The following is a 12,529-nucleotide window of genomic DNA, read 5'->3' as shown; positions in this document are numbered from 1 at the left end:
GGCGGGCGGGCGGCGGTCGTACCCTGGGACGATGACCGCCGCCCTCGCCCCTGCCGTGCTCGACGCGGCCGACTGGCAGGCGCGCCGCCGCGCCCACGAGGAGCGGGTGGACGGCTGGCTCAGCGGGCACCTGGAGCGCCGCAGACGGGGCGAGAAGCATCCGGTGGAGGACTTCCTCTTCACCTACTACTCGTGCCGGCCGGCGCAGTTGCGCCGATGGCATCCGGGTGCGGGGGTGCTGTTGCGCGAGGCGGACGCGGTCGACTTCGGTCCGGACTACCGGCTGGTCGACGGTGGGGTCGTCCTCGACACCGGGGCGGTCCTGGCCCGTCGTGGCGAGTCGGTGCGCTGGATCGGATCCCTGCTGGCGGCGACCTCGGGACGCCCCGCCCACCTGGGCTGTTTCGGGATGCACGAGTGGGCGATGGTCTACCGGCAGAACCAGGACGAGGTCCGGCACCGCGCCTGGCCGCTGCGGCTGAGCCCGGAGCGCACCGCCGAGGTCGTCGAGGAGCGCGGCGTACGGTGCAGCCACTTCGACGCGTACCGGTTCTTCACCGAGCCGGCCCGCCCGCTCAACGTGCTCCGGCCGACCCGGGACACGCAGCACGAGCACGAGCAGCCGGGCTGCCTGCACGCCAACATGGACCTGTACAAGTGGGCGTACAAACTCTCCCCGCTGGTGCCGTCGGAGCTGGTCGCCGACGCCTTCGCGCTGGCCCGGGAGATCCGCACGCTGGACATGCGGGCCTCGCCGTACGACCTGGCGGCGCTCGGCTACCCGCCGGTGCGGGTGGAGACCCCGGAGGGGCGGGCCGCGTACGCAGGGGCGCAGCGGGAGTTCGCCGAGCGGGCCGGGGTGCTGCGCGATCGGCTGCTGGCGGCGATCCCCGCCTGACACCGGCCGGGGCCACCTCCGACGGACGCGGCCCCGCACGGATGCTCAGGAGGCCGTGCAGCTCACCGTCGGGACGGTGGGGGTGCCGCCGGTGCTGGCCAGGAAGCCGAACGTGGTCTGGGCACCGGAGGCCAGCGCGCCGTTCCAGGCGGCATTACGGGCAGTGACCGTCGTTCCGCTCTGGACCACCTCGGCACCCCACGCCTGGGTGATCCGTTGACCGACGGCGGTGTCGAATCGCACCGTCCAACCGGCGATCGCGGCCGACCCTCCATTACGGACGGTCACCTCTCCTTGGAATCCGCCCTGCCACTGTCCGGCCACCCGGTAGCTCGCCACGCAGCCGCCCGACGGCGGCGTGGGCGTCGCGGTGGGCGTGGGCGTCGCGGTGGGCGTGGGCGTCGCGGTGGGCGTGGGCGTCGCGGTGGGCGTGGGCGTGGGCGTGGGTACGCCGGTCAGCGCCGCCACCAGCGCGGGGTACCAGCGATCGGCGATCTTCTGGTCGCCCGCGGCGTTCGGGTGCACCCCGTCGTACGTGTCGGTGGTGGTGCTGAAGCCGGTCCACTGGTCCACCACCACGATCGGCGACTGGGCGGTGGTCTTGCCCGCCGCCCACCCGTCGACGGCGTTGTTGAGGGCGACGACCCGCTGGCCGCACTCGGGGCAACTGCTCGGCGCCATCGGAATGATCTTCGCGACCAGGACGCGCATAGCGGGGTTGGCGGCCCGCATCTGGTCCACCAACCGGCCGTACGCGGCCAGGATCGTGGTCGGAGCGAGGTTGCTCCACACGTCGTTGGTGCCGAAGTGCATGAGGACGACGTCCGGGCGGGTGGCCGACAGCCAGCCCGGCAGCAGGTTCTGGTTGGCCACGTTGGTCACCAGGTACCCGCCGTGCCCCTCGTTGTCGCCGTCGTACGGCTGGCCGCAGCCCTGCGGCCCGAGGGTGCCGACGAAGTCGACGGCGGTGTGCCCGGCGGACTGGAGGCGGTTCCAGAGCACCGCCCGCCAGCAGCCCGGCGAGCCGGTGATGGAGTCACCGAGCGGCATCACGCGTACTGGGTCGGCAGCGGCGACGGCAGGTGCCGGTCGATTGTCGGCGGAGGGGGCGGCCGGTGCGGCGGCGGAGGGACGGGCCGCGACCGAGCCGGCGGCGAGGGCGAGGACGACCGCCGCGACGGCGGCGGTGGAGGCGGTCAGCAGGGACCTTCGGAGCATAGTGGAGGGACTCCCGTCACGTGTGGTGGCTACGGTGTGACCGGCCCTGGCGCTCCCGCCGACAGTCAACCAGACGCAACGACGTTCATCAATCGATAGCCGCAACCACCGCCCCGCGCCGCGCTACTCGCCGTCCGCCCGGCGGTCGCGTTTGCGCTGCGAGCGGCGCTTCTTCTCGGCGAGCCGACGCTCCTTGGCGGCCCGCGACGGGCGGGTCGGCCGACGCGGCGGGGGTGGCGGCGCGACCGCCTCGCGCAGCAGTGCGGCGAGCCGCTCCCGGGCCGCCTCGCGGTTGGCGAGTTGCGCCCGGTGCTCACTGGCGGCGATGGTCAGCACGCCGTCGACCAGCCGGCCGGCGAGCCGCTCCAGCGCCCGCGCCCGCAGCGAATCCGGCAGGCTGGGCGACCCGGCCAGATCGAAACTCAGCTCGACCCGGGAGTCGGTGGTGTTGACCCCCTGACCGCCGGGCCCGGACGACCGGGAGAATCGCTCCCGCAGCTCGGCGGCGGGGACACTCCACCGGTCGGTCACCCGCAGTCCGTCGTCCACGCACCGAGGCTAACGTGCCGGCGGCTACTTCGGAGCACTGCTCGGATTCGACTCCGGCACGGTCGACTCGTCGCCACCGACCGCCGCGTACGCGACTGCCCCGACCAGCAACAGGGCGATCACCCCGACCTTCGTGGTGACCACCTTGATCAGTAGCCAGGCAGCGCGACGCGCGCCGGGCACGGTCTTCTTCGCCGCCTGATAGTCGTTCCAGCCGCGCCGGGCCCGCGCGTACGACGACCCGACACCACTTCCGATGATGAGGCCCACCAGCAGGAGGACCGCGATGAGAGGACGCTCCACCCACGCCAGTATCCATACTCAGCGTAATATTTCCATTCTCCGATCACTGACCGCCAGAAACCCGACAGACCGCGCATCTGTCCGTAATTGGACAGTGACCGTACGTGACATCAGCCGCCCTTGCCGATGATCGTGTCGGCGGTCTGCTGCACCTGCTCGATCGGGATGGCGAACCCGATGCCGATCGAGCCGTTGCCGTCGATGGTGGCGATCGCGGTGTTCACCCCGACCACCTCGCCCCGGGCGTTGACCAGCGGCCCCCCGGAGTTGCCCGGGTTGATCGAGGCGTCGGTCTGCACCGCCCGGTGCCGGTTGTCGCCGAGGCGGACCTGGCGGTCCAGCGCACTGACGATCCCCGCGGTGACCGTGCCCGGCAACCCCAGCGGCGAACCGACCGCCAGCACCGGCTCGCCCACCCGGGTCGATCCCGGCTTGGCCAACGGCAACGCCGTCAGCCCGGCGGACGACGGCACCCGGAGTACGGCGAGATCGCTGCCCGGTTCCCGGCCCACCACCTCCGCCGCGAGCCGCCGGCCGTCCGGCAGTTCGACGGTCACCGCACCGCGTCCCTTGGCCAGGATGTGGTCGTTGGTGATGATGTGCTGCTCGGTGTCGACGGCGAACCCGGAGCCCGTCGCCGAGGCGCCGCCCCCGTCGCCCACCAGCACCGACACCACTCCGGGCACGGTCTTCTCGGCCGCGGTGACCAGCTCGGCCGGCACCGGGGCGGCGGACGCCGCAGCCGGACCCGGCGCACCGTCACGACCGGCCACCCAGCCCCCGGCCAACGCCCCCGATCCGGTGGACAGCGTCACCACCGCCAGCCCCGCCAGCAGCCGGCGGCGCCAACTCCACGCCGCCCGGTCACCGCTCGTTTCGTCCGGTCCGCCCCGCCCGTCCGGGCCGAGGTCCGGCGAGACGAACCAGGGCCCGCGTGGCTCACCCAGTCCGGTCTGCACTGCCATTCGTACGCTCCTCACGTGTGGCGGGCCCGGGTCGGTCCGGTCGGGTCGCCGGGGCGGATCAGGGCAGGCGGGAGAACCACCGCATCGAGCCGTACGCCGCACCCATCGCGAACACCAGTCCGAGCCCGATGAACCGGGACGAGACGTCCTGCCGTACCTTGCGCCAGCCCACCGAGCTGCCGATGTCGTCGTAGACGGCCCGTAGCTCGTCGCTCGTCGCGGCCTCGTGGAAGACGCCGCCGGTCTGCTCGGCGACGGCCTGCAACGTCTCCCCGTCCACCGGCACCTGGATCGGCCGACCGCCCCGGTCCACGAAGCCACTCAGCGTGCCGAACGAGATCGTGTGCACCGGCACCTCGACCGCGACGGCGTCGGCGGCGGCCTCCATCGGGTCCATGCCCGAGGTGTTCGCCCCATCGGAGAGCAGGATGATCCGGGCCGGTGGCGGCTGGGTCGCGGCGGCCTCGTCCAACGCCTTCACCGCCCCCAGCGAGGTGCTGATCGCCTCGCCGATCGCGGTGCCCTGCACGCCGGTCACCCCCTCGGCGAGACGCTCGATGCCGTCGTGCAGGGCCTCCCGGTCGGTGCTCGGCGGCACCAGCACCGCCGCGCTGCCGGCGAAGGCGACCAGCCCGACGTTGAACTCGTCCGGCAGACCGTCGACGAACCGCCGGGCGGCGCTCTTGGCGGCGGTGAGCCGGTCCGGGTCCACGTCGCTGGCGAGCATCGAGGTGGACACGTCCACCGCCACCATCACGGTGGCCCGTTCCCGGGGCACCCGCACCTCGGCGGTGGGTCGGGCGAAACCCACCACCAGCAGCGCCAACATGGCCAGGAAGAGGCCGGCCGGTAGGTGCCGACGCCAGGTCGGTCGCCGGGGCGCGACCCGGTCGAGCAGCCGCAGGTTGGTGAAGCGGACCGCGTACCGGCTGCGCCGCCGGTGCGCCACCAGATAGGCGAGCGCCAGGGCCAGCACGCCGAGCAGGAGCCAGAGCCGCACCGGTGACTGCCAGATCATGCCGCACCTCCCCGGTTCGGTCCGGCTCCGGCGGCGGCCAGCCGCCGTTGCGCGTGGACGTGCCGCACGACGTCGGCCGCCCAGTCCCGGTCGGTGCGCAGGCTCAGGTGGGTCGCGCCGGACCGGCGCACCGCGTCGCGGACCTGGTCGCGCTGGGCGGCGGCGGCGGCCGCGTACCGCTCGCGCAGCCGCCGGTCGCCGGTCCACACCTCGCGCCGCTCGCCGGTCTCCGGGTCGGCCAGGGTGATCAGGCCGACGTCCGGCAGTTCCAGCTCACGAGGGTCGGTGATCTCCACTGCCAGCACCTGGTGCCGCACGGCCAGCCGTCGCAGCGGGCGTTCCCAGGTGGCCGGCAGCCGGGGATCGTCGGGCAGACCGTCGAGGAAGTCGGAGACCACCACCACCAGGCCGCGTCGGTGGGCCACCCGGTGCACCGCCGCCACCGCGTCGGAGAGGTCGGCCGTGCCGGGCGACGGCCCGCCGGGCCCGTCGTGGCCGCTCACCCTGGGTTCGGCCAGCAGCCCGCGCAGCAGTCCGAGCAGATGGGTACGCCCACCGCGCGGCGGCAGCCGACGCAGCCCGGAGGTGGTGAGCACCTGGGCGCCGAGCCGGTTGCCCGGACCGGTGGTGAGGAAGCCGACCGTGGCGACCGCGGCCACCGCCAGCTCCCGCTTGTCCAGCTCGGCGGTGCCGTACTCCATGCTGGGGCTGGCGTCCACCAGCAGCCAGGTGGTCAGTTCCCGGTCGGCGTCCACCTGCCGGACGTGCGGCACGGTGGTCCGGGCGGTCACCGCCCAGTCCATCCGGCGTACCTCGTCCTCGCCGGGCCGATACTCCCGGCTGCCGGCGGGTTCGCTGCCCGGACCGGGTAGCAGGCCCCGGTGCTCGCCGTGCAGCATGCCGTCGAGGCGGCGGGTGACGGTCAGTTCCAGCCGACGCAGCCGCTGGTCCGGAGTGAGGTCGGCGAGCACCGGATCGGCCGGTACGGGCACCGGGGCGGATCGGCGGGCCATCAGGCGGCGGCCAGGTCAGGGGCGTACTCGGGCTGGCCGGTGGCCGCCACCCGGGGCGGCGGGACCACCTCCACCAGGCGGCGCACGACGGCCTCGGCGGTCACCCCGTCGGCGACCGCGTCGAAGGAGAGCACCAGCCGGTGCGACAGCACGTCGCCCGCGAGTTCCCGGACGTCCTCGGGCAGCACGTACTCCCGGCCGCGCAGCAGCGCCTGCGCCCGCGCGGCGGCGACCAGGCCGAGGGTGGCGCGCGGGCTGGCGCCGTACGCCAGCAGCGGGGCGATCTCCGGCAGCCCGAACCGGACCGGATCCCGGGTGGCGAGGATGAGCCGGACCACGTACTCGGCGATCGCGTGGTGCACGAAGACCTGCGTGGCCTGCCGCTGGAAGGCGCGCAGGCGATCCGCGTCGAGCACCGGACGGGCCCGTGGTCGGTCGGCGCTCATCCGGTAGAGGATGGCCAGTTCGTCGGCGCCGTCCGGGTAGTCGACCAGGATCTTCATCAGGAAGCGGTCGCGCTGCGCCTCGGGGAGCTGGTAGACCCCCTCCGACTCGATCGGGTTCTGGGTGGCCAGCACGAGGAACGGGTCCGGCACCCGGTAGCTTCGCCCGCCGATCGAGACCTGACGTTCGGCCATCGCCTCCAGCAGCGCGGACTGCACCTTTGCCGGAGCCCGGTTGATCTCGTCGGCGAGCACCAGGTTGGCCATGATGGGCCCGAGTTCGACGTCGAAGCTCTCCTTCGACGCCCGATAGATGCGGGTGCCGACGATGTCCGAGGGAACGAGGTCGGGGGTGAACTGGATCCGGGAGAAGGTGCCGCCGACGACCGTGGCGAGGGTCTGCGCGGCGAGCGTCTTGGCCACCCCCGGCACGCCCTCCAGGAGGCAGTGACCGTCGGCGACCAGGGCGATGAGCAGGCGCTCGACGAGCCGATCCTGCCCGACGATCACGCGTTTGACCTCGAAGAGCGTCTGGTCCAGCTCAGCGGTGGTCGCGTCCGGATCGACCGGGCTGGGCAGGCTGGCCATGGTGTCCGAGATGTCCGTCACGGTGCTTGCTTCCCGAGGCGCACCTCGGGCAAACGTCGGAATTACCGGCCGTGCACGGCCCAGACGGGTCGGCCGTCGTCGTTACGACGTGGACCGTCGCGGACGCCGCGAAAGGTGCCGGTCGGCTCGTCCGGGGCCGAACCAGGACGAGCGGTCCGGCGGCACGACAGCGGCCCCCGCCCATCCGGCGGGGGCCGCTGTCAGGGCACCGTTCAGCGTTGCACGAAGAGGTGGAACGGCAGGTCGGCGGCGACACCGGCGGAGTCGCGCGTCTGGATGAACACCCCGTTCGGGGTGAGCAGCCGGGGTGCCACCGAGACCTCCCCGCCGGGCGGGACACAGCACGAGTCGGGCCGGCCGATCGTCGCCACGTAGATGCCCGTGGTGGCGTTGCCGCCGAACTGCACCTCGTACTGGCCGACGCCGTACTTGATGACGACCCCGTCGCCGCGGGCCTTGGTGCCGTTGGCGTTGACCGCCGTCGCCCACCCGGAGGTGCTGGCGACGCCGACCTCGCCCTTGGCGAGCAGGGCCCGCGCGCTGTTCAGCGAGGCGGTGGTGACCGCCGGCTGCTGCGCGGTGGCGCGGGCGGTGGGCTGGTTGCCCACGACGGTGGGCTTCGCCGCGGCGATGCCACCGCCAGCGAGGGCGAGGGCGAGGGCCGCGATCGACACCGCAGCCGCCTTACGTCGGAAAAATCTGGTCATGACAGGTCTCCCTTGGTGACCGTGGGGATACGCCGACCCGCGACACGCGGGGCGGATACTGGCTTTTGCCTGGTCGGGCCGCAATGACCTCCGAACGCTGGATGCGTCATTTTTCTTCGCTCCCACAAACGGCTGCACTCGATGGCCCACATACGCTCTGAGCTGGGAATATCTCCCCGATCGCAACCACCCGACCAGCAGGAACGTAGCACCGGAAAATACCGTCGGTCAATAACCCTTCACACCCCTGAAGCAATGTCGGAACATCGCCCCTAATTGTGAGAGACACATTCGCGAATGAGGCGTGAAAACCGTTCATCCAATCGTGGCCGCCGATTGTGCAGCGGTGGATCTCCGTCGGTCGCCGGTCGCCGGTCGCCGGCTACCCTGCCTGCTGTGGCGATCACCCTCGGCCGGCCGTCGACGCTGTCCGGACGCACCGTGCTCTGCTGGCTCGCCGTCGCCCCCGGGGCGGCATGGGCGGTCGTCCGGCTGGCCGGCCTGGACCGGGGGCCGTTGGTGCAGGCGCTGGCCTTCACGCCGTACGCGCTGCTCGGCAGCCTGATCCCGGTGGTGCTCGCGGTCGCCCTGCGACGCCGCTGGCCGGCGGTGGTCGCGGCGGTGACCACGGCAGCGCTGCTCGCGGCGGTCGTACCCCGCGCGCTGCCCTCGCCGCAGCCGACCGTCGACGGGCCGGAACTGCGCGTGCTCACCGCCAACCTGCTGGCCGGTGCCGCCGACCCACGGACGGTGATCGCGCTGGTCCGCGAGGCGCGGGTGGACGTGCTGGTGGTGCAGGAGTTCACCCCGGCGGCCCAGGTTGAACTGGACCGGCTGGGCCTGGCCGACCTGCTCCCCCATCGGCAGCTCAACCCGATGGACGGCACGCCGGGCTCCGGGCTCTACGCCCGCCACCCGATCGGCGACGGTGGCGTCCGCCAGCTTCGTGGCGGCTGGAGCTTCACCCAGGCGTACGCGACGGTGACGGTGCCCGGGGCTCCGGCCGTCCGCGTCGAGTCGGTCCACCCGGCGGCCCCGTACGCGGTGGACCAGGTGCCCGGCTGGCGCGCGGACCTGGCGGCCCAACCGGCGGCCACCCCGGACGGGCCGCTGAGCATCCTCGCCGGTGACTTCAACGCCACCCTCGACCACGGCCCACTGCGCGCCCTGCTACGCACCGGGTACGCCGACGCCGCCGCCTCGGTCGGCGCCGGGCTGACCGGCACCTGGGGGCCGTACGACGGTGACCCCATCCCGCCGGTCGTGATCGACCACGTGCTGGTCGACCGCCGGATCGCGGTACGCGCCGTGACGGTGCACCCGCTACCCGGCAGCGACCACCGGATGGTCCTCGCCGACCTCCACCTACCCTCCGCCGCCGGCTAGGGCGCTGCGGTGTAAGGAGCTGCGGCGAAGGGAGGGGACCCTTTCTATACACCAGGCGATAGCAGGGGACCCTTCCTAACACCCAACGGCACCCGGCCGTGCCCGGCGTGTGCCGGGGTGCGGCCGGCGCGCGTGCCGGGGTGCGGCCAGCGCGTGTGCCGGGGTGCGGCCAGCGCGTGTGCCGGGGTGCAGCCGGGTGCGGTGCTACACGCGGGCGCGGTCGAGGCCGTACGTCAGCGCGTCGACCAGGGCGTGCCAGCTCGCCTCGACCACATTGGGGTGCACGCCGACGGTGGTCCAGCCGCCGCCTCGACCGTCAGCGGTCTCGACCAGCACCCGGGTGACCGCGCCGGTGCCGTGGCTGCCCTCCAGGATGCGGACCTTATAGTCGGCCAGCTCGAAGTTGCGCAGCTCGGGGTAGTGCCGGCCGAGGCCGACGCGCAGCGCCTCGTCGAGCGCGTTGACCGGGCCGTTGCCCTCGGCCGTGGCGATCACCCGCTCACCGCGTACCCGGATCTTGACGGTCGCCTCGGAGACCACCGCGCCATCTTCGCGGTGCTCGACCAGCACCCGGTACGACTCCAGCGCGAACGGCCGCGCCGGTGCCGCGTCCGGCAGTTCGGAGCGGACCAGCAGCTCGAACGAGGCGTCGGCGGCCTCGAACGACCAGCCACCGGCCTCCAGTTCCTTGACCCGGTTGGTGACCCGGGACAGCGTCTCCGGATGGCCGGCCAGATCCAGCCCCAGCTCACGACTCTTGAGCTCGATGCTGGCCCGGCCGGCCATCTCGGTGACCAGGATCCGCATGTCGTTGCCCACCACCTCGGGTTCGACGTGGTTGTAGAGCAGCGGATCCACCTTGATCGCACTCGCGTGCAGCCCCGCCTTGTGGGCGAAGGCGGCGGCCCCGGCGTACGCCTGGTGGGTGTCGGGGGCGATGTTGGCGATCTCGGCGATGGCGTGGGAGACCCGCACCATCTGCTCCAGGCAGCCCTTCGGTAGGACCGGCAGCCCGAGCTTGAGCTGGAGGTTCGCCGCGACGGCGAAGATGTCGGCGTTGCCCGGCCGCTCGCCGTACCCGTTGGCGGTGCCCTGCACGTGCCGGACGCCCGCCTCCACGGCGGCGAGGGTGTTGGCGACCGCGCATCCGGTGTCGTTCTGCGCGTGCATGCCGAGCACCTCGGGCGCGACCCCGATCCGGTCGGTGAGGTCGGAGATGGCCGCGGTGACCCAGGAGGGCAGCATCCCGCCGTTGGTGTCGCAGAGCACGAACCGCTCCGCCCCGGCCGCCAGCGCCGTCTCCACCACCGACGCGGTGTACGCCGGGTCGTGGCGGTAGCCGTCGTAGAAGTGCTCGCCGTCGACGAAGACCCGCCGCCCCTCGGCGACCAGGTGGGTCACCGTGTCGTGGATCATCGCCAGGTTCTCCTTGGCGGTGGTGCGCAGCGCCCGCTCGACGTGCCGCAGGTCGGCCTTGGCCACCAGGGCGATCGCCGGGGTCTGCGCGTCGAGCAGGCCGCGCACCTGCGGGTCGGCGGCGGCGACCGCGCCGGCCCGGCGGGTGGCGCCGAAGGCGACCAGTACCGCGTGTTTCAGGTCGAGCTCGGTACGCGCCCGGCGGAAGAACTCGGTGTCCTTGGGCACCGCACCCGGCCACCCGCCCTCGATGAAGCCGACGCCGAACTCGTCGAGCAGGCGGGCCACCGCGAGCTTGTCGACCACCGAGTAGCTGACCCCCTCGCGCTGGGCACCGTCGCGCAGGGTCGTGTCGTAGACCTGGAACGTCATGGGGAGGATCCCTTCCTACAGGCACCGGCCGACGCAACAAAAAGACCCCCCGCGGATGCGGGAGGTCTGCGCGCTCGGCAGAGGGAAAGCCGGCGCGCTAGTTGCCAATAATGAGGGCGGTGCTGGTCACGGTGGGTACTCTGCCACTCTCGGACAGCCCGTGGGAGAAACAATCCACATGTCGGGACGGGACATCGAGGCGGATTCCCCGCAGTGGGTGTAGAAGACGTCACGCCGGGTACGTGTCTTCGGGACAGCGAACCCCTTCCTCCGAGACGACTGATCGCAGTCGGGGCAGGAGAGATCCCCATGGACAGGCTCAACCCGGACAGCACGCACGCCACGCCCGGCCCGACGCTGCACGGCGGCCAGCCCGACCCGACGCTGCGCGCGGTGTCGAGCGAGGACGTCACCATCCAGGGCGACCAGGGCACGGTGCCCGGTGGCGCCCCCGCCGGAGCCTTCGACCCGTGGAGTTACCGGGACGAGGCCGGAGTGGCCGGCGCCAACCTGGTCGGCTACAAGGTCGAGGCCACCGACGGGTCGATCGGCAAGATCGACAGCAACAGCCAGGAGGTCAACGCGAGCTACCTGGTCGTCGACACCGGGCCGTGGATCTTCGGCAAGAAGGTCATGCTGCCCGCCGGCACCGTCAACCACGTCGACCACGAGGAGCAGAAGATCTACGTCGACCGCGAGAAGGACCAGATCAAGGCCGCTCCGGAGTACGACGAGACCGCCACCGACCCGGCGTACCGGGACAAGCTCGGCGGCTACTACAACGACACGTACGCGGCCACTCCGCCCGGCTCGCTGCGCTGACGACTCCCCTGTGTGGGCGTACGGCCTGACGGCCGGTGGGCATCCGCCCGCCGGCCGTCTACCGTGACAGGGGTGGACGCCATCGAGGTCAACCGCAGGATCCCGTTCACCACGACGTTCAACTTCCGGGACGTCGGCGGCTACCGGGGGCACGACGGCCGGACCGTACGCACCGGCCGGCTCTACCGCTCCGACTCACTGCACCGGATCGGCGACGGCGACCGGGACGCCTTTGCGGCGCTCGGTGTCCGCACCGTCATCGACCTGCGTCGGCCACACGAGGTCGAGCGGGACGGCCGGGTCCCCGAGTTCGACGGGCTGACCTACCGCAACATCCATCCCGAGCACGCGGAGTGGGCCGGGCTGTACGACTCGCACACCGACCTGGCCCGCTACCTCGCCGACCGGTACGCCGACCTGGCCCGCACCGGCACGGCCGGGCTGGCCGAGGCGATCGGCCTGATCGCCGACGCTGCCAACAGCCCGGTGGTGGTGCACTGCGTGGCCGGCAAGGACCGCACCGGGATCGTCTGCGGGCTGACCCTCGCCGTGCTCGGCGTCGACGACGAGGAGATCGCGTCGGACTACGCGTTGAGCACCGAGGCCTCGCAACGGTTCAGCGAGTGGATCGCCGCCACCCTGCCCGACGCCGCGCCGCTGCCGGCGCCGTTCCTGTCCTCGCCGGCCGAGACGATGCTGCTGTTCCTCACCGAGATCCGGGCGGGCCACGGCTCGGTCGAGGACTACCTGCGACACGCCGGAGTCACCGACGAACAGCTCACCGCGCTGCGCACCCACCTGCTCGCCTGA

General features: G+C 72.6%; 13 protein-coding genes. 4 read left to right on the top strand and 9 right to left on the bottom strand.

Annotated elements, in window-relative coordinates; genetic code table 11:
* Positions 1-31: 31 nt before the first annotated feature.
* Positions 32-898 carry a 3-methyladenine DNA glycosylase gene (locus ABT008_RS04525; protein WP_350693591.1) on the top strand — a complete coding sequence of 289 codons (867 nt, stop codon included), beginning with the start codon at positions 32-34 and terminating at the stop codon, positions 896-898.
* A 45-nt stretch (positions 899-943) separates the two neighbouring features.
* Here the strand turns inward: ABT008_RS04525 and ABT008_RS04520 are convergent, their stop codons facing one another.
* From ABT008_RS04520 to ABT008_RS04485, 8 genes are all read right to left on the bottom strand, one after another.
* Positions 944-2,116, bottom strand: a complete 1,173-nt coding sequence (locus tag ABT008_RS04520; RefSeq protein WP_350693590.1) for a cellulose binding domain-containing protein — start codon at positions 2,114-2,116, stop codon at positions 944-946.
* A 123-nt stretch (positions 2,117-2,239) separates the two neighbouring features.
* A complete protein-coding gene (gene arfB, locus ABT008_RS04515; protein ID WP_350693588.1) occupies positions 2,240-2,665 on the bottom strand; it encodes an alternative ribosome rescue aminoacyl-tRNA hydrolase ArfB in 426 nt (141 codons plus the stop codon).
* A 24-nt stretch (positions 2,666-2,689) separates the two neighbouring features.
* Positions 2,690-2,968 (bottom strand): hypothetical protein, encoded by a 279-nt coding sequence (locus ABT008_RS04510; protein WP_350693586.1) that lies wholly within the window; start codon positions 2,966-2,968, stop codon positions 2,690-2,692.
* 110 nt (positions 2,969-3,078) lie between these two features.
* Positions 3,079-3,933 (bottom strand): S1C family serine protease, encoded by an 855-nt coding sequence (locus ABT008_RS04505; protein WP_350693584.1) that lies wholly within the window; start codon positions 3,931-3,933, stop codon positions 3,079-3,081.
* A gap of 58 nt (positions 3,934-3,991) precedes the next feature.
* Positions 3,992-4,951, bottom strand: coding sequence for a VWA domain-containing protein (locus tag ABT008_RS04500; RefSeq protein WP_350693583.1), 960 nt, complete (start codon positions 4,949-4,951; stop codon positions 3,992-3,994).
* Positions 4,948-5,964 (bottom strand): DUF58 domain-containing protein, encoded by a 1,017-nt coding sequence (locus ABT008_RS04495; RefSeq protein ID WP_350693581.1) that lies wholly within the window; start codon positions 5,962-5,964, stop codon positions 4,948-4,950. Before ABT008_RS04495 ends, ABT008_RS04500 begins: the two co-directional genes overlap by 4 nt.
* Positions 5,964-7,016, bottom strand: coding sequence for an AAA family ATPase (locus ABT008_RS04490; protein WP_350693580.1), 1,053 nt, complete (start codon positions 7,014-7,016; stop codon positions 5,964-5,966). Before ABT008_RS04490 ends, ABT008_RS04495 begins: the two co-directional genes overlap by 1 nt.
* A 212-nt stretch (positions 7,017-7,228) precedes the next feature.
* Complete coding sequence (locus tag ABT008_RS04485; RefSeq protein ID WP_350693578.1) at positions 7,229-7,723, bottom strand: hypothetical protein; 495 nt, start codon at positions 7,721-7,723, stop codon at positions 7,229-7,231.
* Positions 7,724-8,119: 396 nt separating this feature from the next.
* Here ABT008_RS04485 and ABT008_RS04480 point away from each other — a divergent pair, with 396 nt between their 5' ends.
* Positions 8,120-9,109, top strand: coding sequence for an endonuclease/exonuclease/phosphatase family protein (locus ABT008_RS04480; protein WP_502890339.1), 990 nt, complete (start codon positions 8,120-8,122; stop codon positions 9,107-9,109).
* 204 nt (positions 9,110-9,313) lie between these two features.
* Here the strand turns inward: ABT008_RS04480 and cimA are convergent, their stop codons facing one another.
* The gene (gene cimA / locus ABT008_RS04475; protein ID WP_350693577.1) at positions 9,314-10,897 is read right to left on the bottom strand and encodes a citramalate synthase; all 1,584 of its coding nucleotides are present in this window, start codon (positions 10,895-10,897) and stop codon (positions 9,314-9,316) included.
* A 309-nt stretch (positions 10,898-11,206) separates the two neighbouring features.
* On the opposite strand from cimA, the gene ABT008_RS04470 reads away from it, so the two are divergent.
* Together ABT008_RS04470 and ABT008_RS04465 are read left to right on the top strand one after the other, a co-directional pair.
* Positions 11,207-11,719 carry a PRC-barrel domain-containing protein gene (locus tag ABT008_RS04470; RefSeq protein ID WP_350693575.1) on the top strand — a complete coding sequence of 171 codons (513 nt, stop codon included), beginning with the start codon at positions 11,207-11,209 and terminating at the stop codon, positions 11,717-11,719.
* Between the two features lie 63 nt (positions 11,720-11,782).
* Positions 11,783-12,529 carry a tyrosine-protein phosphatase gene (locus ABT008_RS04465; RefSeq protein WP_502890338.1) on the top strand — a complete coding sequence of 249 codons (747 nt, stop codon included), beginning with the start codon at positions 11,783-11,785 and terminating at the stop codon, positions 12,527-12,529.

This window comes from Micromonospora sp. NPDC002389, from assembly GCF_040296095.1.
Taxonomy (GTDB): domain Bacteria; phylum Actinomycetota; class Actinomycetes; order Mycobacteriales; family Micromonosporaceae; genus Micromonospora.
This window is presented reverse-complemented; position numbering and strand designations above follow the sequence as displayed.